General features: G+C 37.6%; 24 protein-coding genes. 16 read left to right on the top strand and 8 right to left on the bottom strand.

What is annotated here, in order from left to right; all coding sequences use genetic code 11:
• Positions 1–40: 40 nt before the first annotated feature.
• Entirely contained in the window at positions 41–658 is a 618-nt protein-coding gene (locus HEQ36_RS06170; protein WP_015080043.1) for a hypothetical protein, read from the bottom strand.
• Between the two features lie 299 nt (positions 659–957).
• Positions 958–3069, bottom strand: coding sequence for a TIGR00300 family protein (locus HEQ36_RS06165; protein ID WP_168634913.1), 2112 nt, complete (start codon positions 3067–3069; stop codon positions 958–960).
• A 274-nt stretch (positions 3070–3343) separates the two neighbouring features.
• On the opposite strand from HEQ36_RS06165, the gene HEQ36_RS06160 reads away from it, so the two are divergent.
• Genes HEQ36_RS06160 through HEQ36_RS06145 form a run of 4 tightly spaced genes read left to right on the top strand, consistent with a single transcriptional unit; the run spans position 3344 to position 6228 of the window.
• The gene (locus HEQ36_RS06160; RefSeq protein ID WP_168634912.1) at positions 3344–3586 is read left to right on the top strand and encodes an antitoxin family protein; all 243 of its coding nucleotides are present in this window, start codon (positions 3344–3346) and stop codon (positions 3584–3586) included.
• A 39-nt stretch (positions 3587–3625) separates the two neighbouring features.
• Complete coding sequence (locus tag HEQ36_RS06155) at positions 3626–5164, top strand: AAA family ATPase (protein ID WP_168634911.1); 1539 nt, start codon at positions 3626–3628, stop codon at positions 5162–5164.
• The gene (locus HEQ36_RS06150) at positions 5148–6056 is read left to right on the top strand and encodes a hypothetical protein (RefSeq protein ID WP_201769134.1); all 909 of its coding nucleotides are present in this window, start codon (positions 5148–5150) and stop codon (positions 6054–6056) included. Before HEQ36_RS06155 ends, HEQ36_RS06150 begins: the two co-directional genes overlap by 17 nt.
• Positions 6046–6228 carry a hypothetical protein gene (locus HEQ36_RS06145; RefSeq protein WP_168634910.1) on the top strand — a complete coding sequence of 61 codons (183 nt, stop codon included), beginning with the start codon at positions 6046–6048 and terminating at the stop codon, positions 6226–6228. Before HEQ36_RS06150 ends, HEQ36_RS06145 begins: the two co-directional genes overlap by 11 nt.
• Positions 6229–6300: 72 nt before the next feature.
• Here HEQ36_RS06145 and HEQ36_RS06140 read toward each other — a convergent pair whose 3' ends face one another.
• Together HEQ36_RS06140 and glmM are read right to left on the bottom strand one after the other, a co-directional pair.
• Entirely contained in the window at positions 6301–6939 is a 639-nt protein-coding gene (locus tag HEQ36_RS06140; protein ID WP_015080038.1) for a peroxiredoxin, read from the bottom strand.
• Positions 6940–7047: 108 nt separating this feature from the next.
• The gene (gene glmM / locus HEQ36_RS06135; RefSeq protein WP_168634909.1) at positions 7048–8484 is read right to left on the bottom strand and encodes a phosphoglucosamine mutase; all 1437 of its coding nucleotides are present in this window, start codon (positions 8482–8484) and stop codon (positions 7048–7050) included.
• A 213-nt stretch (positions 8485–8697) separates the two neighbouring features.
• Between glmM and HEQ36_RS06130 the strand changes: the two genes are divergently transcribed.
• The 5 genes from HEQ36_RS06130 (at position 8698) to HEQ36_RS06110 (ending at position 13007) form a co-directional block, all read left to right on the top strand.
• Positions 8698–9414 carry a heme oxygenase (biliverdin-producing) gene (locus HEQ36_RS06130; RefSeq protein ID WP_168634908.1) on the top strand — a complete coding sequence of 239 codons (717 nt, stop codon included), beginning with the start codon at positions 8698–8700 and terminating at the stop codon, positions 9412–9414.
• A 246-nt stretch (positions 9415–9660) separates the two neighbouring features.
• A complete protein-coding gene (locus HEQ36_RS06125; protein ID WP_168634907.1) occupies positions 9661–10452 on the top strand; it encodes a YdcF family protein in 792 nt (263 codons plus the stop codon).
• 354 nt (positions 10453–10806) lie between these two features.
• Positions 10807–11742: a cation diffusion facilitator family transporter gene (locus tag HEQ36_RS06120; RefSeq protein ID WP_168634906.1), complete on the top strand. Its 936-nt coding sequence runs from the start codon at positions 10807–10809 to the stop codon at positions 11740–11742.
• A gap of 136 nt (positions 11743–11878) precedes the next feature.
• Entirely contained in the window at positions 11879–12061 is a 183-nt protein-coding gene (locus HEQ36_RS06115; RefSeq protein WP_027402141.1) for a chlorophyll a/b-binding protein, read from the top strand.
• 307 nt (positions 12062–12368) lie between these two features.
• Positions 12369–13007, top strand: a complete 639-nt coding sequence (locus HEQ36_RS06110; RefSeq protein WP_039204054.1) for a PAP/fibrillin family protein — start codon at positions 12369–12371, stop codon at positions 13005–13007.
• 119 nt (positions 13008–13126) lie between these two features.
• Here the strand turns inward: HEQ36_RS06110 and HEQ36_RS06105 are convergent, their stop codons facing one another.
• Both HEQ36_RS06105 and HEQ36_RS06100 read right to left on the bottom strand, forming a co-directional pair.
• The gene (locus HEQ36_RS06105) at positions 13127–13423 is read right to left on the bottom strand and encodes a hypothetical protein (protein WP_168634905.1); all 297 of its coding nucleotides are present in this window, start codon (positions 13421–13423) and stop codon (positions 13127–13129) included.
• Positions 13424–13682: 259 nt separating this feature from the next.
• On the bottom strand, positions 13683–15101 hold the full coding sequence (locus HEQ36_RS06100) for a hypothetical protein (RefSeq protein ID WP_168634904.1): 1419 nt from the start codon (positions 15099–15101) through the stop codon (positions 13683–13685).
• Between the two features lie 528 nt (positions 15102–15629).
• On the opposite strand from HEQ36_RS06100, the gene HEQ36_RS06095 reads away from it, so the two are divergent.
• On the top strand, positions 15630–16352 hold the full coding sequence (locus HEQ36_RS06095; protein WP_168635500.1) for a peptidoglycan-binding protein: 723 nt from the start codon (positions 15630–15632) through the stop codon (positions 16350–16352).
• An 81-nt stretch (positions 16353–16433) separates the two neighbouring features.
• Here the strand turns inward: HEQ36_RS06095 and HEQ36_RS06090 are convergent, their stop codons facing one another.
• On the bottom strand, positions 16434–17762 hold the full coding sequence (locus HEQ36_RS06090) for an S-layer homology domain-containing protein (protein ID WP_168634903.1): 1329 nt from the start codon (positions 17760–17762) through the stop codon (positions 16434–16436).
• Positions 17763–17875: 113 nt separating this feature from the next.
• On the opposite strand from HEQ36_RS06090, the gene HEQ36_RS06085 reads away from it, so the two are divergent.
• From HEQ36_RS06085 to HEQ36_RS06075, 3 genes are all read left to right on the top strand, one after another.
• Complete coding sequence (locus HEQ36_RS06085) at positions 17876–18079, top strand: AAA-like domain-containing protein (protein WP_256366864.1); 204 nt, start codon at positions 17876–17878, stop codon at positions 18077–18079.
• 644 nt (positions 18080–18723) lie between these two features.
• Positions 18724–19929: a histidine kinase gene (locus HEQ36_RS06080; RefSeq protein WP_199924396.1), complete on the top strand. Its 1206-nt coding sequence runs from the start codon at positions 18724–18726 to the stop codon at positions 19927–19929.
• Between the two features lie 89 nt (positions 19930–20018).
• Positions 20019–20279, top strand: coding sequence for a chlororespiratory reduction protein 7 (locus HEQ36_RS06075; RefSeq protein ID WP_053538487.1), 261 nt, complete (start codon positions 20019–20021; stop codon positions 20277–20279).
• A 117-nt stretch (positions 20280–20396) separates the two neighbouring features.
• Here the strand turns inward: HEQ36_RS06075 and HEQ36_RS06070 are convergent, their stop codons facing one another.
• Entirely contained in the window at positions 20397–21299 is a 903-nt protein-coding gene (locus HEQ36_RS06070; protein WP_168634902.1) for a cation diffusion facilitator family transporter, read from the bottom strand.
• Between the two features lie 272 nt (positions 21300–21571).
• Here HEQ36_RS06070 and HEQ36_RS06065 point away from each other — a divergent pair, with 272 nt between their 5' ends.
• From HEQ36_RS06065 to HEQ36_RS06055, 3 genes are all read left to right on the top strand, one after another.
• Positions 21572–21919, top strand: a complete 348-nt coding sequence (locus HEQ36_RS06065) for a hypothetical protein (protein WP_027402149.1) — start codon at positions 21572–21574, stop codon at positions 21917–21919.
• 454 nt (positions 21920–22373) lie between these two features.
• Positions 22374–23396, top strand: coding sequence for a hypothetical protein (locus HEQ36_RS06060; RefSeq protein WP_233455367.1), 1023 nt, complete (start codon positions 22374–22376; stop codon positions 23394–23396).
• Positions 23397–23503: 107 nt separating this feature from the next.
• Positions 23504–24058 (top strand): Uma2 family endonuclease, encoded by a 555-nt coding sequence (locus HEQ36_RS06055; RefSeq protein ID WP_168634901.1) that lies wholly within the window; start codon positions 23504–23506, stop codon positions 24056–24058.
• Positions 24059–24147: the final 89 nt, after the last annotated feature.

Raw genomic sequence — 24147 nt, 5'->3', positions numbered from 1 at the left:
ATTTGTGGTGTTGGGTTTTGCAACCCAACCTACTTGATAATTATAAATTTTTCATTAAAGCTACTAAAATTTTCATTAAAATTTCTAAATCATTGGGGACACGATAAAGGTTTAAATCTTGAGTAATTTCTTTTGATTCCCGATGTAAAATTACAAATTGCCAAATATTACCAATAGAAACTGCACCATACAGGATAGGATTATCAATAGGAGACCAATTATCAAAGGCAATTAATTCTACGGCTAATTGGACAATTCCCCTTTCTAAATCGGCATTTTTAGCTTCAATAACTAATAATTGGTTATCAGCTTTAATATAATAATCAACAACTCCTTTTAATTGATTATTGATATTTAACCCATACTCTACTCTAACTTTAGCATGGGTATAGTGAATTAGTTCCATAATTACAGGAGCAATTAAAAATTCTCTTCTGGCGGTTTCACTGGTTAAACTAATATAGGGTAAACTTTCTTCAATACGATTTTTTAGATCTGTTAATCTTTCTAAATTTTGTTGAGTTGTTGGTAAAGTTAGAGATTGTGATTGAAACTTATAGCCAAAATATCCTATAATTTCATCTGGTTCATAATTCAATTTGAAATAATCAGCAAATGTGTAGGATTGATTAGAGTCAATTATTTGTATTTTTCCCATAATTCTATTTTTAACTCTTCTCGATAGGAAAAACCCGCTAATCCCCCCATTATACCTCCATAATTAACGGATATTCAAATTGAGAAGGTAAATCTTGTAAATGAAAATTATGATTTTTTTCTTTCTCCAATTCCAATAATACCTTAGCTTTGATAGTGAGTACAGGAATAAATGGTACTGCTTATATTATATTTCTCTGTGTCCTCTGCGCCTGGAGCGTGAAAAAAACTTCCAAACCAAAGACACAAAAACGCCCAGAAAAACCCTTTGCGTCTTTGCGCCTTTGCGTGAGATATTTCTTAACCTACATTAGCAACATAAGGACTTGTTAACTTATCCAATTGCTGAGTTAACAGACTGAGGAACAAACCCACATCAGTCACCACACCTACAGATTCTATTGAACCGCGATCGCTCAATTTTGTCACCACAGCCGGGTTAATGTCCACACAAACCATCTTCACACCTGCGGGAGTCATATTTCCCACCCCAATAGAATGCAGCATGGAAGACAGCATCAAAATCATGTCTGCACCTTCAATGATTTTAGAATATTCCTGTTGTGCTAAAATCAAGTTCATTTGGGTATCGGGTAACGGACCATCATCCCGAATTGAACCAGCGAGAGAAAAGGGAATGTTATTTTTCACACATTCATACATCACCCCACTTTTCACCACTCCCGCTTCTACAGCTTTAGCAATGCTACCAAAACGGCGGACGATATTAATGACTTTTAAATGATGTCGGTGGCCACCGCGCACAGCTACACCGCGCTTCATATCCACACCCAGGGATGTTCCCAGCAGGTTTTGTTCCATATCATGAACAGCGATCGCATTTCCACCCAAAAGTCCCTGTACATAGCCTTCTCGCACTAAGCGACAGAGATGTTCACCGCCACCTGTGTGAATTACCACAGGACCTGCCGTAACAACTACTTTACCACCGCTATCCTTAATTTTACGTAATTCCCAAGCCACCTGTTCCACGACTAATTCCACCCGTCTTTCGCTGGAAACACCGGAAGACATAAAGCTGAACTCTTGGGAATTGCGTTGTTCGCGTGATTCAGCTTTGCGGACGGTGCGGATACCTAAAACATCTACAACTACTTTGTCGCCGATTTCTAAATCCCGGAGGAGTTTGCATTTTGCTACTATACCATTAGCAGTTGTGGAAATAGCGATCGCCCCATCCATGCGTTGATTTTGCACCTTCAGCCATTCTCCATTTACACGAATTTCAGTAGGATAAATCGTGCTGACATAGAAATCATCAGGAGCAACACCCGCTTGGATCACAGGTTCTAATCTAGTATCTCGTTCGTCTTGGGGTAAATCAACTGCACCCAAATCAATCAACTGGGAGATGATTTCTTCCATCACTTCGTGAGATGGTGCAGATACCCTCACCTCAGCCGCAGATGTACTTTGACGTTGTTCTCCCAAGTTGAATTTGAGAACTTGGAAACTTCCCCCCATTTCCACAATTAAATCTAAAGCGCGGTTAATTAAACCTGCATCTAGCAAGTGTCCTTCCATGCGAATGACACGACTTTCTACAGAAGCATTAGCGTGAATTTCCTCGCCAATAGGTTCTGTTACCCGCAAAGTCAAGCATTTAGCCGCCCCACCGGCTTTGAGAAATTCTGTTAACGGTGTTTCAATGACTTGGAAACCAACTTCAGCCAAACGTGATTTTAAACTCTCACTGGCTTTGTTCATAATCACGATGCTATCCACATTCACCGCATTACAAGCAAAGTTAACAGCATCAGCTTCTTCAATAGCAATCCGCTTTTCAGGTGCGACGCGCATTTCAATCACGCGGTTAGAGTAAGAATCAAACGCACCAGGATAATACAGCAAATAACCATTCGCCAAAGGACAGAAGCAGGTATCAAGATGATAAAAACGTTCATCCATCAACCGCAAAGAAATCACCTCAATGTCCAGCCATTTAGCCAGGTAGGGGTGAGAATCTAATTCTGACCGGAAACCATATCCAGCCCACAACCAGCGTCCTTCTCGGTCTAGGAGTGCATCACCAGCACCTTCAAAGGGGAGGTCTTTAGGAAGTGTGTAAACATTAAAACCATTTTGTTCAAACCACTGTTGAAAATACGGTTCTTCTCCTTGGCGTTCTTTATGCAAAAAGCGGCTAAGAACGACGTTTTCACCAAGGACTAAACCCGCGTTAGCACTGAATACCATATCAGGCCAACCTTTCTCTGGGGCAACTAAATCAACAATGGCGTGATTTTTAATGACATTGTATAATTTATTCCATTGCTCTACGGCGCGATCGCGTGATGACTTATGAATATTCCCTTCCATCCAAGGATTAATCACATAATCCACATCATAATGGTCAGGAGCGCACATCAAAAACCGAATTTGGGAAACCATAAAAATCTTACTAACTTCTAAAATGCTACTAATTTCTTCTGGATACAGAGTTGTGGTGATCCAATTCTGTCAAATCTGCTACTTAACCTCTACCTTTTGCTCTTGGTAGGCTTTACAAGGATATCGTTCTTATTCTATTACCACTAGGGACAATGTGAAGTATATGAAGTAAAAAAGTTTGGATGCTAATGCAATATTAACTTGTTAATTGATGGGTGATTCTGATTATTGGCTTAACTTGCTCTACAATAATTAAGTTATGGAGTTTTCTATTATGCCCCCTACCCTAAAAGCAGTCTATCGTAACGGCACATTCATTTTGGAAACAGTCTGTAATTTGCCTGAAGGTTCTGAGGTGGAATTACTCGTCCAATCAAGTTCTGTTGTTTCACCTCCCATTTCAGATGTAGAAAGTAAACAACGTTTTCTCAAATCTCTAATTTCACGAATGCAGCAAAATCCAATTCCATCAAATGCACCTCATTTTACACGGGAGATGCTGCATGAACGCCGTTGATACTAAAATGGTATTTTCTATTTGGAATATAGACGAAAAATGAAAATCAAATTCTCTAACTTAGGCAGTATTCAAGAAACAGAGTTAGATTTGCGTCCTTTGACAGTAATTATTGGACCTAATAACTCAGGTAAAACTTATATTGCTTATTCTACCTATGGTTTATGGCAGCGTGCTGGTACAAATATCAATTCAACCAATATTACATCTGATCAATTAGGGATTGAACAGAAAGGTGAAGGTCTTTGGTCACTGAAAATAGATAATAAGCTGCTGGATTTTTTTATCAGAGAGTCTGAAGAGATGTCCAGGGTTTTTAAAGGAGAAATTCTAAAATCATTTTTTCAAGATTCAAGTGGTAAACTTTTTTATCAAACATCATTTGAGATGATAATTTCTCGCCAAGAAGTCAAAAATGCAATCAATAAATTAATTCAGGAAGAATATTTACATTTAGCAGATACTACTTATTATAAAATAAGTTATCAAGATGATATTTTATGCTTTGAACTCCAATCTAGAGATTTAGCTAAAACTGAACAAAATAACTTAAATATATCAGAATTTATGCGTGCTTTTAAACATAAACCTGATGTAATATTTATCCTTAACATTAAACGGAAACTTTTTGGTAGCAGCTACCCATTCCCTGCGGAAAGAAATGCTTTTATAAATACCTATAAAATCTTACAGAATAGACGATATGAACTTCTTAAAAAAAATAAAAGAGAATTATTTAGTAACAGTAATTCAGTAAAACAGCTTAGTTTATTTGATGTGTTAAAAGATCAAACCGATCAAGATGATATTCGTTATTCACAAGCAGTAGAAGATTTAGAAGATTTTTTAAATTTATTATCTGAAAGCGATCAAGATGATGTTCGTTATCCACAACCAGTGGAAGATTTTTTACATTTATTATCTGAAATAGAACTTCAAACAATACCGAAGATTAATTCAAACAATAAAAACGAATTTCAGAAATTAGCAGATGAGATTGAAAAACAGCTACAAAACAAAAATAAAACTAATTTAAAACCTACTAAGCTAGGTGGAAAAGAAATAAAAGTTTTAGTTAAAAAAGGTTTAGAAATTGATCTATATAATGCTTCATCTTCTATCAGGCAACTTGCACCATTACTGTTATATTTAAGATATCGTGCAAGTAAAGGTGATTTTTTGGTGATAGATGAACCAGAAATGAACTTACACCCAGAATCACAAGCAAAGCTACTGGAAGCATTATCTATTCTTGTTAATCTTGGTGTGAGAATCTTACTCACAACCCATAGTCCATATATTATGGCGCATCTAGATAATTTAGTTAATGGTAATCATGAAAATCCTGAAATATTAAAACGTCAATGTTCATATTTATATCTTCAAGATGAAAGAGCATTTTTACCTATTGATCAAGTTAGCGCGTATGAAATGAAAGATAACAAATTAGTTTCATTGCATGATCCAGATTATGGTATTAGATGGGATACTTTAAGTGATGTTTCTGTAGATATTCAACAAAAGTTTTTTCAAATTTATGAAGCAGGACAAGAAAAAGCAGATGAAACAGAAGAATAATCTTGCTAAAATTCTCAAAGACAAAAAAGATAAACTCAATTGGCAAAATTTTAATTTTCTAGAAAATATGCTGGTGTTTAGTACAATGCGTACAATGCCAGGAAGAAATGCTCCACCAGAAAGTGGAGTACATTTTCGGATAACTTTAGATTCTCAAAATGATGCTATATGTATTTTATTTAAAATAGATAGAGATCATCAGAAAAATGATCCTCTAATAAGAGAGCAAACAGTAAGAAGACCAGATTATATGTCTCTTTATATTGATTCTAAATCTTGCATTTGCACTATCATTGAAATGAAAGGTACAAGTAGTGATGAATTGAAGCGCGGAATAGATCAAATTGTAAAATTGAGAGATATTTTAAAAACTGAAATTTCTGATCATTTACCCACAAAACTAAAAATTAAATTTCAAGGAATTTTATTAACTCCATTTAATTCAAAAGTTCCCAAGGAACAAATAGCAGAAGAAGCTGCAAAAGGTTTCATTATTTTACAAATTCAATATAAGAATAAGGCTGAATTATATCCTTATGTTTCTAAGTTAAATGAGTTAACGGATAAATATAATCATCAAAAAATTACTGAATCAACTACTTTATTCATTGAGGATATTTTAACAACAAGAGCATTACCAAAACGTATACCTGATGACTACTATTCTAGCAATTTTCTAGTTGAAAATAATAGAGAAGGAATTTATATCAACTATTTATTACCAAATGACAGCGATTATATAACTTTATTATCGAATACAAAATATACTGAAATTAATATAGATGAAAGTGAATGCAAAGAGAACATAAAAAATGAATTAGAGTTACTTAATCTGATAAATAGATTAGCAATCAAGTTTTCAAATAACCAAATATCAAATTATGACAACTAACACAGCTAGTAATCAAAGCTTTAAAAGACTGTTACAAGGTTTAGGAAAAGCTTCCGAAAGTCAAATTAAATCGGTTTTAGCTGAACGTGAAGTAGCACAACCAGAAGCAGAATTAACTCCTGAAATTATTACCTCTCTTCAACAAAAAATAAGTAATGCAACGAGAGTGTAAGACCAAAAAAGTAATGGTGGGTTACATTTTTGCTAACCCACCCGACAAGGAAATATTTACTGTTATGAAAACCTACTTGTTAGGTTGAGGAGTCATCCGCAAATAAGGTTTAATTTCTGCATAACCTTTAGGAAACTTAGCCTTGAGGACTTCAGGATCTTTCAAAGAAGGGACAATTACCACATCTTCACCATCTTTCCAGTCTGCGGGAGTAGCAACACTGTAATTATCAGTTAATTGCAGAGAATCAATGACGCGCAAAATTTCATCAAAATTGCGGCCAGTGCTGGGAGGATAGGTGAAAGAAAGACGCAGTTTTTTGTTATTGTCAATGACAAACACAGAACGTACAGTGACAGTAGCCGCTGCGTTGGGGTGAATCATATCATAAAGTTCAGAAACCTTACGATCTGGATCTGCCAAAATTGGGTAATTGAGAGTGGTGCTTTGGGTTTCTTCAATGTCACCAACCCAGCCATTATGAGATTCTACATCATCAACGCTGAGAGCGATCGCTTTCACATTGCGTTTATCAAATTCTGGTTTGAGTTTGGCAACAGTTCCTAGTTCGGTCGTGCAAACTGGTGTAAAGTCAGCAGGATGAGAAAATAGTACCACCCAGCTATCACCAGCCCAGGCGTAAAAGTCAATTTCCCCATGGGTGGAGGCTTGAGTAAAGTTAGGTACTGTATCACCAAGACGAAGAGTCATGTAAGATTCCCTGTATTTTAAGAAAACATCTATATTCTACCGTGACAGTATGACACAAAAGACCGATTATCCTATCGGACTGTCGCGGTTGGCAACAAAATTTTAAGTTTAAGCCAGGTGTTCCTCAACTTTTGAGACTAATTCATTTGTCCAATGGTGGACAAGTTCAGCATTAGCGGCCTCTACCATAACTCTAATTACGGGTTCTGTTCCCGAAGCCCGAACTAGGATTCTACCATGATCACCCATTGCTACTTCGGCAATAGCGATCGCTTGTTGCACAGGTTGACAACTTTCCCATCCTAAGCGTCGTTCCCGATCTAATACTCGCACATTCCGTAAGATTTGGGGATAGGTTTGGAAACTTTGATCTACCATTTCTCCCAAAGAAAGATTAGCCTCTTTCACCACCGCTGCAATATGCAAAGCTGTTAATAAACCATCTCCAGTCATGGCATAATGACTACACAGGATATGTCCCGATTGTTCTCCTCCCAACATTCCCCCAGTTTTCTGCATTTCCGCTTGCACATATTGATCACCAACAGCGGTACGAATTAATTTACCACCTATTTGTTCCCAAGCTATTTCAAAGCCTAAATTAGCCATAACAGTGGAAACTATTAGATTATCTGGGAGTTGTTGTTTTTGTTGTAAATGGCGACCCCACAGGTAAAGAATGTAATCACCATTAACGGATCTGCCCGTATTATCCACAGCTAAAACCCGATCTGCATCGCCGTCAAAAGCAAAACCCATATCGGCTTGATTGGCGACTACAGCGGCTTGGAGAATATCCAAATGTGTAGAACCGCAATTGACATTAATGCGATCGCCATCTGCCTGATCATGTAAACAAATGACCTCCGCACCCATTGACCTAAATACCGCAGGTCCTAAACCCACAGCCGCACCCCAAGCTAAATCTAAAACAATCTTCATGCCTTCGAGAGTCAGTCCAGATGCTAAAGGTGTTTGGATAGACTGGCTATATGTTTTGATTAACTCAGGTCGGGAATAATGTCTACCGCAATTATTTATTCTCAAATCGGGGGATAATTGACCTCGTAATCCCGCCTCAATTTCGCCTTGTAGGGCTTTAGATAACTTACCACCCTCGGCATCAAAGATTTTAATTCCGTTGTCTTCTGGAGGATTGTGGCTGGCGGAAATCATGATTCCCCCAATGGCATTGGTGATGCTGGACAAATAGGCTACACAAGGTGTAGGACATAATCCTAAATACCACACTTCCAAACCAGCAGCAGTTAACCCGGCGCTCAAAGCCATTGCTAACATATCACTGGAATTTCTGGAATCTTGTCCCAGAATAATTGGACCGGGAACAGTGGCATAATTACGGAGGACAACCCCCGCCCAAAAACCCACTTGTAAAGCCAAAGGCGCATTCAGCAAGTCTCCTACCTTGCCACGAATGCCATCCGTACCAAATAAAGCATTAGTTGGCAGTGGTATGGAATTAAATACCCCACTCTTCTCAACTTCGGAAATACAGCCTTGATTTCGAGCTATTGATGAAACCATAAATTTAAAAACTCCACACAATCACACAGGAGAATAGCACTTTCTTCCATCATTCTTGACGCTAATAAAACGCCAAAGGAACTCATTGCTTAATGATTTTTAATATAAATTCTCATCAAATAGTTTTAATCTTACGTTTTAATGGGGTTTTTTCACCATTACGGACAAAAAACTCCCACAGTTAATTTTTTTACAGTTGAGAATTTTAATAATATGAACAGCAATTTAGCAAGCAAATTACGTGTAGGAACAAAGAAAGCACATACTATGGCAGAAAATGTGGGTTTTGTCAAGTGTTTTTTAAAGGGAGTTGTGGAGAAAAACTCTTACCGCAAGTTGGTTGCTAACTTTTACTTTATTTACTCCGCTATGGAAGAGGAAATGGAAAAACACAAGCATCACCCAATTTTAAGCAAAATTTACTTTCCTGAACTGAACCGCAAGCATACCTTAGAGCAAGACCTTCATTACTACTATGGTTACAATTGGCGAGAGCAAATCAAATTATCTCCTGCGGGTGCGGCTTATGTAAACCGGATTCGGGAAATTTCGGCGACTGAACCAGAATTATTAATTGCTCATTCCTATACTCGTTATCTAGGTGATTTATCAGGGGGACAAATCCTCAAAGGTATTGCCCAAACCGCAATGAAGCTGGGTGAAGGTGAAGGAACTGCTTTTTATGAGTTTGCAGATATTACCGATGAAAAGGCATTTAAGGCTAAGTATCGAGCCAATTTAGATGCTATGCCTATTGATGATACTACAGGCGATCGCATTACCGAAGAAGCAAATGCCGCTTTTGGTGTGAATATGAGAATGTTCCAAGAGTTGGAAGGTAATCTAATTAAAGCCATCGGCATCATGGTTTATAATGCCATGACCCGAAAACGGACAAAAGGTAGCACTGAATTGGTAACTGCGGAATAATACAGCAGGAGTCGGGCGTAAAACTAGCTTGGTGTCTGACTTTGAATCTATATTCAATACCTGATTAATCCGCAATTTGCCGTAAGTTGAGAAATATTAACTTTTCTCATAATATTTAGGGGTGATAGCCTTGTGATTGTTTTTGTGTAGATGAAAGCAACCAGAAGGAAGTTGCCCCTAAATTTTAAGAAATCCTGACATTTCCAAAACCTATACCGTTACATTATCTATTTAGCTTAAACAATTATGTTTTTATACTTATCTAAAATCATCCCCCTATTTTTTTACCCGTTAGGATTGGCAAGTGTAAGTTTAATAGTAGCTTTAATCACCTTACGAAAACATCCCCGCATTGCGACTATCGCCATTTTCTTATCCTTAGCTTTGTTGCTAGTTTGTAGCAATGCCTGGGTCGCCAAATCCTTAGTCCGCAGCTTAGAATGGCAAAACATCCCCGCCCCGCAAATCCCCAACGCTGAAGCCATTGTCGTCTTAGGAGGTGCAACCAGATCACCAACTTGGCCCAGGGTAATGGCAGATTTAAACGAAGCAGGCGATCGCGTAATTTATGCAGCCCAACTCTATTTTCAGAAAAAAGCCCCTATAATTATCCTGAGTGGCGGTCGCATTGATTGGCGCGGTAGTGGTTCTCCAGAATCAGCAGACATGGCAGCTATTCTCACATCCATTGGTGTTCCGGCTGAAGCCATTATTCAAGAACCCAATTCCCTCAATACCCATGAGAACGCTGTCAATGTTCGGAAAATCCTCGAAGCTCGTCAAATAAAAAAAGTATTATTAATCACCTCGGCGATACATACACCCCGATCCTTGAAAATTTTTCAACGTCAAGGCATGAATGTCATTCCCGCACCCACAGATTTTCTAGTTAGTCAAGGGGAACTTCAAGAACTTACCAACACTCCCAAAGCCGCAATTCTCAATTTATTACCTGATACCGATAATTTAGATCAATTCACAAGTGCATTAAAAGAATATATTGGCACTTTTATTTATAGCCTGCGAGGTTGGTTATAGGAGTCCGAAAGAAGGAATCAGGAGTCAGGAGTTCAGAAGAGAGAAGAAAGAAGAAAAGGCGTTACTGAATTGAGGTATGAAATTCCTAAATTGAACCTTTAAAACTCTTACCTTTGCGTCTTTGCGCCTTTGCGTGAGACTAAAATTCATACCCTTAATCAGCAACGCCGAAGAAAAAGGTATTTGCAAAGATGAACATCCCTGAATATTAACTCAAAAATCAGAATTAACATAGAATTTTCGGCGTTGGAGAATTGAGGTAAGAAAGTCAAAAATTCCATCTCTCAAACTCTTACTCTCTGCGCCTTTGCGTCTCTGCGTGAAAAACCATCCATCCCTTATACCCACATCACCATGACACACAACCACCATCATCATCACGAACATGGACACCATAATCACAATCACACCCCAGCAACATTTAGTCGGGCTTTTGCTATTGGCACTGCATTGAATATAGGATTTGTCATCGTTGAAGCCACCTATGGCTACCTAGCACATTCCTTGGCTTTGTTTGCTGATGCGGGTCATAACCTGAGTGATGTATTGGGACTTCTCCTGGCGTGGGGTGCAAGTTCCCTTGCCCGTCGTCCTCCCAGCTACCGCTATACCTATGGATTGCGTGCCTCATCAATTCTAGCAGCTTTAGCCAATGCCGTAGTTTTACTTTTATCTATGGGGGCGATCGCTTGGGAAGCCATTCGTCGTTTTCATAATTCCGCACCAGTATCAGGAGGAACAATTATTGGTGTTGCCCTAGTTGGCATTATCATTAATACTGCTACTGCACTTATGTTTATGTCAGGACGTAAAAGCGACTTAAACATTCGGGGCGCATTTTTACACATGGCTGCTGATGCCCTGGTATCATTGGGAGTTGTGGTAGCCGGAATTGTGATTTTATTCACCCATTGGCTATGGCTTGACCCATTAGTTAGCTTGCTGCTTGTGGGAGTCGTCGTGGTCGGCACGTGGCATTTACTCAGAGACTCTGTAAATTTAGCACTTGATGGCGTACCAGCAGGAATTGAACCCCGTGCCGTGAAAAATTACTTAATTGAATGTCCTGGAGTGTCGAAAATCCACGATCTTCATATCTGGGCTATGAGTACAACGGAAACCGCACTCACAGTTCATTTAGTCATGTCAGAAGGTTATCCTGGTGATGCTTTTTTATGGGAAGTTTCTCAGGAACTTGAACACCATTTCGGTATCAAACATTCTACTATTCAGGTAGAAACAGGCGATTCAGCTTATCCCTGCGCCTTAGAACCAGATCATGTTGTTTAAAAAAGCCTAATCCTTGAACTGATGCACACATAGTTGCAAAAAAAATATAAATAAATATTGTTTTTTTTGCAAAAAAATGTTATATTTATTTACATAAGTCAATAAAACTTAGTAAATCCTAATTGGAGTGCTGATCATGGGTAACGCAACAAAAGCAGCTAACACACCTGTAGCTACAGATCGCAACGGTTGGCGCTGGGGTTTTACATCTGAAGCAGAAATCTGGAATGGCCGTTTAGCAATGATTGGGTTTTCAGCAGCAGCTTTGATTGAACTATTTTCTGGTAAAGGCTTTCTCCACTTCTGGGGTATTCTTTAATTTTTCCATAACATAATTTTTGATTAATCAAAAGCCTGGTAGTTGTCATCAACTGCCAGGTTATTTGCTTGAAAAAATACATCATAGTCCCCTCCTCGCTTGCGGGGAGGGGGTTGGGGGTGGGGTTCTTCTAACTATTAAGTAATTGGACAAAAATATTTACAGTCATTGCAAGCGAAGGGAAGCAATCACAACCCTTGGAATTGCTTCATTTCACTTCGTTCCATATGGCTAACGCCACGCAACGCTTACGCAATGACATTGTGTAATCAACTCTGTCTCACTACGTATCAAAAAAATTAATCTTATGAATAATCAACTTTTGAAAGAGAAATTACAAGCAACAATCAAGAGAAATCAAGCTAAAAGTGATGGTTCTCCTATTACTAATTTAAAGCTTGATCAAACTTTAGTCGCAGAAATTGAACAATTAACAGCCGAATTAGAAAGTCTCAATCCTCACCCTCAACCTCTCATTCATGCTACAGCTTTATTAGAAGGTGTTTGGCAATTACAATATTCCACAGCCAGAGAAATCCGTTCTTTAGACTCTCTACCATTGGGATTACAAATAGGTAAAGTTTATCAAGTAATTAATATTGCCGATAAACTATTTTTTAATATAGCGCAAGTGCAACATCCTCTGAAAATCATATCAGGATATGTGAAAGTAACAGCTAGTTTTCAACCTGCTATAGATCCATCAGGTTTAGCAGATAAACGCATCAATGTTAATTTTGATAAACGTTACTTAGCCATTGAAAAAATAGTAGGTATTAACACCCCTAAATTAAATCCATTTAAAGTTGTAGCAGCTAATAATCCTCAAGGGATAATTGCGACTCTTGATATTACCTACTTAGATGAAACTTTAAGAATTGGTCGTGGAGGAGATGAAAGTTTATTCATTCTTCAGAAAGTTAATGATTTAGCTAACTTGACCTGAGTTCGACATAAGATAATTTGTGGAAAACTCGCCCCAAGTATGAGTCTCAAACCCTTGTGATCTCGTTGAAAAAATCATAACTCCGAACTCCTAACACCGAACTCAGGTTAACTTGGATTTCACAAGGATATAGTTGCGGTTTTTCCCTTACGGGGTATTTCTACACCATTTAGGTAGGTTTTTTTGGCATTATTTATGGTATTAATCTTCTGATTACTGCGTTTATTATCTACACCTTCAGCTTGTTTTTTGGCATTATTGATAATCTCAGCAATATCACTCATGTACGCATCTTGATCATCCTGTGATGATTGACAATAACCACCGCATAAAGTTTCTGCTTGTCCGGGATTTATCTCTTCTAGAAGTAACCTGATATCAATCTGATTAATATCGGTATTTATGATTTTATTCATGTTTTTAATGAATCACAAGTACAACTAAATCCCATCCTGACAAAAATCCTCCTAATTTTCATCTATCTATTGGCTAATTTTTTAGATTCTACCGCTCCCCTTATGGAAAAGAATATTAATTTAATTTTTGTAGGTTGGGTTGAACGAAGTGAAACCCAACATTGGCGGTAAGATAGTAAGAGTTGTTGGGTTTCCTTGCGTCAACCCAACCTACAATAAATATTGTTTTACATAAAGGAGGGAACGGTAGAGCCATTTTTTATTTGCGAATAGATAAACTACTGGATGACTCCGTCCGCATTTTTCTAGTTTCTTCCAAAATTTTATCTATATCTTCTTGAGATAGACGTTGAATATAGTTAATTTTAACTTCTTCTAAAAAGTCATTTAGTAAACTTTGAATTTCCACTAAAACTTGTTTTTGCTGTATTTCTGAACTAAATGAAGCTGTGAATTTTTCTATTAGCTGAGTAGAAAGTTTTGCCGCGACAGGATCTTTGATGGTACTAGATAAAGCAGCATAGATATTATTAGTGATTTGCGTGGCTAGTTGTTCACTAATTTGTGTTTGAGCTTTACCTAATCCTGGTAACAGGAGGATATTACTATATCCTGGTAATTGTTGACAAGCAATGGCGATGCTATGGCACAAAATTGCATTTACTTCTGGTTGAATTTTAGGTAACACCTGATTAACCAGAGTTTTAATTAACAATCCAGTAATTGCTTCGACTTCGTTGATATTATTAATATCTATATAAGAACGCAGATGATCTGATTCTAGTAGCCAACGGGTAATTTCACCTCGTTTAATTGAACCTTGAACCTGGTTAATTACTTGGACTACGACAATTTCTGTAATTTCTTCGGCAAAATTAGCAAGAATACCTTGATGAATTTGCCGTCTAATTACATAAAAATCAATTAACTTTGCTTGATCAAGTCTGATGGTAACTGGGATGATTCGTAAATATCGCCAAATTGGTATTAGCAATAATATATCATACCAACGCCAAAGAATTGCTTCTAACCAACTTAAATGGCTATATCTACGTTTTATTAAGAAAGTACGTCCTAGTAATTCTGTGGCAAATAGAACTACAAATGGTAAATCAATTATCCAGAATTTATCTAAAAATTCCCCATTCTCACCAATTTTTCGATAATAGTTTTTAGCAATTCCAGGGCGAATTTTTTGGTTAAAAAAAGCTATTTCCTGATTCCAACCATGTTTAGATAAATACTCCTGACTCCAAAAAGTATTAAATGCACCTTTTGCAGATTTTTGTCCGACGTGTTCCCGCATCCGGTTTTTGATTTTTTCCAGCGTTCCACTCTTGCCTGCACCCGCAAAAGGATTACTATCAATCATCTCTTTGCTAAGAAAGTGAAGTTCCTCCAACTTAGTTTTGACTTGAGGAGAGTTTAACCCTGTTTGAATTACCTGTTTTTCTAATCCATCTACTGCTTCTAGATATTGTTTTGTGTCACGATGAGGTTCAATACCTTTGATTGGATCGTATAATCGAGTTATTCCAGGAACTCGACGGAAGTAAAAATCTCTCCAAGGTACATAACTTAAATCAAAGAAAACTAATACCAAATTGACAGTGGCTGTAATTGCCATGACTCTTTCAAACCATAGGTTTTTGTGTTGGGAAATTTTTAATTTGCTCATGATTTCTAGTTATAGTAAATTACAGGTTTACGAAATACAGTAGCATCAGTTTGAAAACCAGTGTCATGAATGTTATAGCAGAAATCAGGAGTCAGAAGTTACGAGTCCTCTACTATTAGGCGTTGGTGAATTGGGGTATGAAAGTCGAAAATTCCATTTCTCAAACTCTTACTCTCTGCGTCTGGAGCGCCTCTGCGTGTTCGCGCAGCGTGCCGTAGGCATAATAAAATCATACTTTTACTCAGCAACACCCGAAATTATTACGCTTCAGTGCATAATTATTTAGTGATGCAGTTAATATCATTAAAACCCTAGTATATCTGTATAGATCAGCGATAGTGCGTATTTTTATCAGTTCGGAGATATTAGGCAGATGGCGAAAACTAATTTTTGTTATATTCATTAGTAATCAATTAGAGTCGAATTAATCAGAATTAATAACTAATTGTTAAGCCATAGGTTAAAAAAACTTCAGAATTACCTGCTAGTGTCTTAGTATCAAGGATTTAATCCCAAGGAGTTTTTATGATGTGGTGTGGTTTAAACAAGTCTAGAGTAACTATAGCTTTAACCTGTATTGTGGCAGCAAGTGTTGTGTCTTCAGATATGACTTTTGCCGCTCGTCAGCGCAACTATAAGCCCGATGAATTCCGATCTGTATTACGTGGATTGGGTTATAACGTTAAGGTTAAAAAAGATCCTCTGACTGATGAGGAAACTAAAAAGGCTATCACTGAATTTCAAACAGGCTACAAGTTAAAGGTGGATGGGAAAGCAGGTCCCCAAACCCAAGATCAAGCTGCTATGATTGTGCAAATTTTGCAAGCTAATTTGAATACTGTACTTAAACCAAAAACTCTACTTCCTCGTGATCAATTCTACAGTCCCCAGTTAGAAGAGTTGGTAAAGGAGTACCAGAAAAAACATCAACTCTCAGAAACTGGGATTGCTGATTTACAACTTCGTCAAAAAATAAATGAAGAAGTTAAAACTATCATTACCAAACCAGTAACTAAACCCGAACCAACAGTTACACCAACAGCTAAACCAACAGTTACACCAACAGTTAAACCAACGACTAAACCAACAGTTAAACCAACGACTAAACCAACGACTAAACCAACAATTAAACCAACAATTAAACCAACAATTAAACCAACGGCTAAACCAACAGTTAAACCAACAGTTAAACCAACGGCTACAGCTACGCCTACACCTACACCAACGGCTACACCTACACCTACACCGTAAAAGTAAAGTCAAGAATTAGAAATCGGTAAAAAATGACAGGCACAATAGCCTGTCAGATGTTTACTCAAAATCAAATAAAACTCACCTTTTCAGCTTTAAAGCTTCCGTTGCAGATATTCCCTCACCTTGAGTACCGAAATACCATAAAGCTGAACTGGCTTCAGCACGAGTTACAGGTTTTTTGGGTTGAAATAGGGTTGTATAGCCAAAAACTCGGCGAATATTTGATTGTTCAGCGTTCTGGAAATCAGCCAAAACTGCTTTTAATGCTTTCGGTTCAATACTACCTGCATCTTGAAAACCCCAAGTTTGTTTAACGGCTTCTAAATTAGCAGCGGGTAAGGCTTGGCGAGTATCTAAAGGAACTTTCCAGAGGATTAATTGTTCTCGTGTCAAGGGTGCATCAGGACGGAATAAAACCGCTGTGGCATCTCCAGATAAAGCACTGGGAATTAAACCAGCTTCGGCTAATCCTTGAATGACTGGAAAATCGGGATCTTTGGTTAAGATATCCCTAAAAGCTGGTTGAGTGCTGGAGGATGCTAACCGAATTTGTTTGGCTGGATTATTCGCATACATGGCATTATTAGCTGCAACTAACCAGCGGGCATATTCCCGACGGGTGATAATTTTATCAGGGAGAAATTCGTTGGTTTTTGGTTCGATAGATAAAACACCTAATGTAGCTAAATCTTGAATATGAGAGCGCCATTCTGGGGGTGCTTTTTGAATATCAGTAAATTCCTGAGTTGTTAAGGTTTCCGGTTGGGTGGTTGGCTGTAGGGTTGGCTGGGTGACTACGTTAGTATTATCAGTCTTAGGTAATACTGGACCGATAAATTCTGGATTATCTGAGGGGGTAACTGGGTTAGTAGACGTAGTTTGAGAATTGGACGAATATTCAATTAATAATTTAGTGGCTGTTTGCGGTTGATTGGGTGCGGCTTTGGTAACAGTTTGTGGTTTAATTGTGACATTGATGAGTAAATCATTGCGTTTGGCGGAAAAAGTCCCATCTACATCATCTTGAGGCTGTTGGACAATTTGCCAGTTTTTAGCCTGAAATTGCTGGCGGTAAAAGCTGGTGATTATATTGCTAGGATCTGCACTTTGCCAACGAATTGATATTTTATTTTCGGAATTAGCTGGTGTAACTTCCTCTAGTTTGGCGTTGGGGTAAATGGGAATATCTGCGGGAAAATCAGCCGGTAATTTAATTGTTGATGTGTTGGGGTTTGGTGTTGTTTGCTGACTCTGAGGTTTGCCAAAGGGAACAGGATTATTTTGCAACTGAGGGTCAGCCGCTAATGATTGTTCTAGGTTTTTAGCAGATTGACTGTTAGCACAGGCTGTTAAGGATAGTAAAACAGCAAAACTCAGGAATACAGCAGGGTAGTTACGGGAAAACACAAAGAAATCACAAATTGATTTTCACCTTCTACAGTAGCATTTTTGAGGTTGGGTAGTCAGCCAGGGAATAAATTCCCTGTCTTAAAGTTAAAGTCGGTTTTAACCGACTGTTTTTGGTTTATTTTTTCTCTCACTGGAAGAAGAGATGCGTTTTTAGCTTAAACCTTTACACATCTATAATTAATAGTGATCTTCCTATGAGAATAGATTCTACTCAAGCTTTAAAATTACGCAGTTTGGGGTTAATTGAATTTAAAGGAAATGATGTGCAATGTCTTTGTAATTTATATCGTTTTTATTTTCAAGAACGTATATAGCAGTTGTCGCGCTTGATGCAATACAATCGAGGGCGCAGGCCCTGCGCCCCTACCAATGTGTAAGTTGCGTAAGTTATGTTATAGTCTAAATTTATACATTTATTGGTTAATGGAATATTGCTTTGCAACGCCAATAGTGGCGGTTATAGGTTTTGAGGAATTGATAGAAAGTTTTCGCCAATGGTTTGAAGTGGTAAGCTGGGAATAAGGCAACTCTGCGGCTGTTTGTAAGAATTGATGGACGGCTTAGGGATGATTTAATGCTTCTATTGGGGAAGCGATCGCAAGTTGCATCGGTGTTACATAATTAGCTATAGGTTGGTATGCACTTGAATGAGTTACAGAATACATGGCAAAGGCCTACATTAAGGGACTCTTGACTTCTACTAGGGCTATTTTTTGGATTCTGTAAATAATTGCTAAAGGAGGTGACGATAGGTTCAACAATTCCTGACTAGAAGCCTAGTAGCTGTAAAAGTAAGAGCAAATGGCAGCAAAATTCCGAAAAAATCCGCTTTCACCCAAAAATATAGATCGGATTGCAGTAGGAAGAATCTAAAATAGATATTAAATTAGAAAAACAACGGCCATTAAGCAACGTCAGTTCATTTCACCGTCTGTAAAGCGTCCCCAGGTTGTTACCAGTGCTGAAACAAGATGTCATGCAAGTTTCCCAGGATCAGCCTATTTATTCTGAGGCTCCACTCCAACTACTGCTGTTTATTGATGGGCGACCTCAGTCCCGTCAACAAGTGCAGCGAATTCGTGCTTACTTAAAAGAATTAGAGGCTGGGTATAGTTTTGAACTACAAATTATTGATGTTGGCGAACAACCCTATTTAGCGGAACATTTTAAGTTAGTAGCAACTCCTGCTTTGGTTAAAATTCATCCCGAACCTCAACAAACTATTGCTGGTACTAATATTATTCCGCAATTAAAAATCTGCTGGCCGCGTTGGCAAACCGCTGTCACCACTTTTTTGAAGTTACAGGAAGATTCCCAAGAATGTTTGGATGAGAAGAGTCAGGTGATTGCGCCTAAGTCTACCATTCATTCTGTTGCTACCTCGGCGGAGGCCATTCAACTAGGGGATGAAATTTTTCGTCTGAAGCAGGAAAAGGAGAGACTGCAAGAACAGCTACTGTTTAAAGACCGAGTGATTGCCATTTTAGCCCATGATCTTCGCAATCCTCTGACGGCGGCGGCGATCGCTATTGAAACTCTTCAATCTAATTACAATCCAGATACGGGGGAATTTCTCCGCCTGAAACCAGGACTGGCTATACATTTATTAAAACAGGCCCGGACACAAACACGGATTATTGATCGGATGATTGCTGATTTGTTACAGGTCGGGCGGGGTGAGGATATAGAATTGCCAATTGTACCACAAAGGTTACAATTGGGGGAATTGTGTTTACAAGTATTAGAGGAATTGAGCGATCGCTACACAGCTAAATCCCAAACGGTAGAAACAGATATTCCCCAAGATTTACCCTATGTATATGCTGATCCTGAACGCATTCGGCAAGTCCTAGTTAATCTTTTAGATAACGCCATCAAATATACACCTGTTGGTGGTATTATCACTGTAGCCGGATTACATCGGACTACCCAAAAAGTTCAATTTAGTGTTGGTGATACAGGACCAGGGATTCCCGAAGAAAACCGCGATCGCATTTTTGAGAATCTTTTCCGTCTCCAGCGCGATCGAGGCACAGATGGATATGGAATTGGTCTTTGTTTATGTCAACGCATTATCCGCGCCCATTACGGTCAAATTTGGGTAGATTCATCTCCCCACGGTGGTGCATGGTTTCATTTTACAATGCCAGTATATCCATCGTGAATTAGGGAACAGGGAACAGGGAACAGGGAACAGGGAACAGGGAACAGGATAAGAAATTATTACCAATTACCAATTACCAATTACCAAAAATGCCAAATCAATTAATGTATCAACAGGATGATTTTGTTGTTTTAGAGACAAATCAACCAGAACAATTTCTCACCGTAGCTGAATTACTACTCAAGCTGGAAACAACCCTATTGCAAATCTCACAGGAGGATTTACCACTAGATTTACAAAAATTTAATTCAATCAGCCAACAAGCACAATATTTACTAGATACTAGTTGTAATTTAGATTTAGGTCCAGGAAAATATTTACAGTGGTATGCAGTCAGGTTGGAAAAATAAAACCCACAATATTCTTCCCAGGACGATGCTATAATATACTCAGTATGATCAGGAAATGCTATATCCCTACTCCCTATCCCTGATCTAAAAAATATTCTGACTCCTGAATTCTTGTCTTTATCTATGTTCGGTTTCAAAAGTTATGCTCTCAGACTGATATGCAGGTGGTTCAACATGAATGAGAATCCTCACAGGATGAAAACGTTGTTCTAGTTGTTTTTCGACTTCTTCCGTGATGTTGTGGGCTGTCTCTACATCTGGTGCATCTACAATGAGGTGCATTTCTATAAAAACTTGACGACCAATGACACCACGAGAAGCGATATCATGACAGTTGAGGACACCGGGGACGGAAACGGCGATCGCATGAATTGTTTCTGGAGCGATCGCCATTTGATCCACCAACCAAGGTAAATTTTCAGTTAACACTGACCAACCACTCCAAAATACCAGTAAAGCCACTGGTAAAGCTAGTAATACATCTAACCATTGATAACCCAGCCACACACCAATCAAACCACCAATAACCGAAATTGTCACCCAAACATCGCTCATAGTATGGGTAGCATCAGCGATTAGAATCGAACTACCTACCCTTTTTCCCACATTCCGTTCATAAAAAGCGACAAAAATATTTACTCCTAAAACAATTAATAATAACCACAATTCTGGAGGTGATACTCTCACAGGTTCACCACCTTTGAGAATCCTTTCTACTGCACCTTGGACAATTTCAAAACAGGCTATTCCTAAAAATGCAGCAATACCCAAAGCCCCCACTGCTTCAAACTTATTATGTCCGTAGGGATGCTCCCGATCTGGCAACGGTGAAGAAAACTTAATAGCCACTAATCCTAAGACATTATTAGCACTATCTGTCACACTATGTAAGGCATCAGCCAGTAAGCTTAAAGAACCTGTCCAATAGCCCACCAGGGCTTTTAACCCCATCACGAATATGTTTAGTAATAGTGTAATGATTAAAACTCTTCTTACTTCAGTGCGGTTATCGTAAATCATATATTTATAATTGTGATTTGTGAAAAAAAGGAATAGAGAATTTGTTTTCTTGAACTCTTACTGTACACCAATAAGTATTTGTTGCTAAGAATAAATATATAGAAAATAGGTCAAAACTTGCTAATTAAGAATTTATCTCTTTATTGAACAAAAAGATCCCCGACTTCTTTAAGAAGTCGGGGATCTGGATATGGGATCTGGATATTATAAATATAATAGAGAGCATATTCCGGTAATATAGATAATTACGAATTATTGTTAATAAGTAGCTTATGTCTTCTGTACCTCTCACACTGAATCTAGTAGAAGGTTCTGTTTCCGTCAGTTTTTCACCCCAAGCAGCACAAGAATTAAAAGCAGCAATAGATGAATTAATGAAAAGCCTCAAAGCTGTTGCTAGTAAAACTCCAGGAACAGGTAAAGTCAGTCCCCAACCCTCGTTAGAGTATCGTTACACTGGGGATGTATTCATAGAACTATTCTGCAATCCTAATATCTGGCCTACTCCCTTTGCAGCTAAAGTTTTGTTAACAATTCGCAATCTAGGGATTCGGTTAACGACAGAAGCGGAACTTACCCGTGTGATTGAGGATCTTAATCAGTATTTAGAGCAATTTTAAATTAACGTCTAAACTATGATTTTTGTGATTTTGATGATTTTTATGATGAATCCCTCATCTTCATCAAAATAATCCTAAAAATCATACTTCAGACATTTTTCTCGTTTTCTCGTTCCCATACTCTGTATGGGAATGAATTCTAGAAGGCTCTGCCTTCAATAATAGCAGAGGCAGAGCCTCTGAATAGCATTCCCAGTCAGAGACTGGGAACGAGATAATGAGATACAACTTGTCACAAAACTGAGGTGAAGGTATGGTTATTATCCTCTATTTTGCTTTGGCTTGTGTTATTCCCTATTCTGTGTATACTATGTAATAGGATTTGAGACATTGACAGACAAAACCAAACCTAACTACGTATAATCATCCAGAAAATCCTGAACAAGCCAAGCTATTCGCAGAAAACAATCAACGAGTTTTGTTTTTAGAATGGTGGAATCAAAAATGGTTAATAATGAAAGCTGATTTACAAAAATACTATGATGCTTCTGTTATTAACAAAAACTTAGAAAATTTAACTCTTACTTCTTTAACTCAAATAGAGAAATTTCGAGAAAGATATCTACAAATTGTAGATCAAGAAATGCAAAAACTCAGAAAAGAAACATTTGCAAAGAAAAATACTATCTTTTTGGCTAACTCAAATCCTGAATTTGACAGAATGAAAGCTAACTTTGCTTGGCGCGAAGATTTGTATAATGATATTAGTAAACTTTTAGCTAATATTGCTAGACAACTAGCTGTAGAATTACAAACTGAAGCCTTAAACTTAGTTGAATATATGACAAGTTTATTATGGGGAAGTAATCAAGTCAAAGCTAGACTAATTGAAAATTCAGAAAGTTATTTTTTATCTAAATTAGAAACTAGTTTAACTGTGTTATTTTTACGCTTTGCACGTCCAGTAGCAGAAGTTTTGATTCGTGGACCTGTGAATAGTGATACGCGCAATAAAATTATCAAAAGCCTGGGAGTAGATATTGAAATTGTTGATAACTACTATACTGGCGAAGAACCTGCTTATAGTGTTCTCAAAAGATATGTAAAATATGGTGCTGATTTACTTTTTAACCCGGCAATTCGGGAACAAGTGTTAGGAGTGATAGAAGTAGGAAAATCAAGTTCAACAAATCTCAAAAATGGATTTATGGTTGAACAAGAAGCTGTATTTTTTGAAGTTGAAAATGATATTAATGCCTTTGAAGAATACTTGCGATTTGCAATTTTTAATGCTGCGAGTTTTGAATCATTTTGTATTCAAGAACTTAAAGGTTTAGTTGATGGTTTCAGAGAAAAAGAAGGTACTTGGACTGGGGTAGCTTTGAATGAATGGTTACAAGGAAATCCACTTTTATTAGCAGAAATACCTAATCATTTAAAATCACAGGAATCTAATTTAGAAGTAAGTGAAAGATTACGACAGTTATCTATTACCTTGAAAAGTAATATTATGGAAAACAGAGGAAGAACAATTTAGGGTGGGGAAACCCCCTTTAGATCCCCGACTTCTTAAAGAAGTCGGGGATCTGAATAAGTATGCTATAATATCAAATCATCACAAATATCATTGGAGATCAAAATTATATGACTCTCACAATTAACAACGTAGAAAAAATAGAACAAATATTAAAAGATGATGATAACGACTATCAAATAGAACTACAAGAAGGGAATATTTTAATTATGGGTCCATCGGATATAGAATCTAGTGAAATTGGTGCTGAATTGATTAGATTATTAGGTAATTGGATCAAACCTCGTAAATTAGGGCGAATATTTGACTCCAGTGGTGGGTTTATTATGCCAAATACTGATTTACGCGCTCCCGATGTTTCCTTTGTGTCCGCCCAAAGATTAAAACGGACTGTGAGAGATTTTGGTAATTTAGTTCCTGATTTAGTAGTAGAAATTAAATCAAAAACTGATAGAGTTGCTAAATTAGAAGATAAACTTAAATTATTTTTAGAATTAGGCGCAAAAGTAGGAATTTTAATCAATCCTGATGAATTAACTGTTACTGTTTATCGTCCTAATGGTAAAATCACATTATTAACAGAAGATGATAAATTAACCGTAACTGAATTATTTCCTGGTTGGGAAATTGCCATTTCTGAATTATGGCCACCTGTGTTTGAATAGGTGTTTATATCCTCAATTTTTGATATTAAATCATAAATATACCACTTCCTATACTGAACAACGAGATCCCCGACTTCTCTAAGAAGTCG

The organism is Anabaena sp. 54, assembly GCF_017355725.1.
In the GTDB taxonomy this organism is placed as follows: Bacteria; Cyanobacteriota; Cyanobacteriia; order Cyanobacteriales; family Nostocaceae; genus Dolichospermum; species Dolichospermum heterosporum.
Note: the sequence above shows the minus strand (reverse complement) of the source record. Positions and strands in the feature narration are given on the sequence as shown.

Coding starts and splice junctions, on each gene's coding strand:
- HEQ36_RS06170 (WP_015080043.1), bottom strand. CDS start 658: ATGGGAAAAATACAAATAATTGACTCTAATCAATCCTACACATTTGCT.
- HEQ36_RS06065 (WP_027402149.1), top strand. CDS start 21,572: ATGTCTTCTGTACCTCTCACACTGAATCTAGTAGAAGGTTCTGTTTCC.
- HEQ36_RS06060 (WP_233455367.1), top strand. CDS start 22,374: ATGAAAGCTGATTTACAAAAATACTATGATGCTTCTGTTATTAACAAA.
- HEQ36_RS06115 (WP_027402141.1), top strand. CDS start 11,879: ATGGGTAACGCAACAAAAGCAGCTAACACACCTGTAGCTACAGATCGC.
- HEQ36_RS06160 (WP_168634912.1), top strand. CDS start 3,344: ATGCCCCCTACCCTAAAAGCAGTCTATCGTAACGGCACATTCATTTTG.
- HEQ36_RS06110 (WP_039204054.1), top strand. CDS start 12,369: ATGAATAATCAACTTTTGAAAGAGAAATTACAAGCAACAATCAAGAGA.
- HEQ36_RS06125 (WP_168634907.1), top strand. CDS start 9,661: ATGTTTTTATACTTATCTAAAATCATCCCCCTATTTTTTTACCCGTTA.
- HEQ36_RS06130 (WP_168634908.1), top strand. CDS start 8,698: ATGAACAGCAATTTAGCAAGCAAATTACGTGTAGGAACAAAGAAAGCA.
- glmM (WP_168634909.1), bottom strand. CDS start 8,484: ATGGTTTCATCAATAGCTCGAAATCAAGGCTGTATTTCCGAAGTTGAG.
- HEQ36_RS06055 (WP_168634901.1), top strand. CDS start 23,504: ATGACTCTCACAATTAACAACGTAGAAAAAATAGAACAAATATTAAAA.
- HEQ36_RS06070 (WP_168634902.1), bottom strand. CDS start 21,299: ATGATTTACGATAACCGCACTGAAGTAAGAAGAGTTTTAATCATTACA.
- HEQ36_RS06075 (WP_053538487.1), top strand. CDS start 20,019: ATGCCAAATCAATTAATGTATCAACAGGATGATTTTGTTGTTTTAGAG.
- HEQ36_RS06155 (WP_168634911.1), top strand. CDS start 3,626: ATGAAAATCAAATTCTCTAACTTAGGCAGTATTCAAGAAACAGAGTTA.
- HEQ36_RS06095 (WP_168635500.1), top strand. CDS start 15,630: ATGTGGTGTGGTTTAAACAAGTCTAGAGTAACTATAGCTTTAACCTGT.
- HEQ36_RS06120 (WP_168634906.1), top strand. CDS start 10,807: ATGACACACAACCACCATCATCATCACGAACATGGACACCATAATCAC.
- HEQ36_RS06100 (WP_168634904.1), bottom strand. CDS start 15,101: ATGAGCAAATTAAAAATTTCCCAACACAAAAACCTATGGTTTGAAAGA.
- HEQ36_RS06165 (WP_168634913.1), bottom strand. CDS start 3,069: ATGGTTTCCCAAATTCGGTTTTTGATGTGCGCTCCTGACCATTATGAT.
- HEQ36_RS06145 (WP_168634910.1), top strand. CDS start 6,046: ATGACAACTAACACAGCTAGTAATCAAAGCTTTAAAAGACTGTTACAA.
- HEQ36_RS06150 (WP_201769134.1), top strand. CDS start 5,148: ATGAAACAGAAGAATAATCTTGCTAAAATTCTCAAAGACAAAAAAGAT.
- HEQ36_RS06140 (WP_015080038.1), bottom strand. CDS start 6,939: ATGACTCTTCGTCTTGGTGATACAGTACCTAACTTTACTCAAGCCTCC.
- HEQ36_RS06105 (WP_168634905.1), bottom strand. CDS start 13,423: ATGAATAAAATCATAAATACCGATATTAATCAGATTGATATCAGGTTA.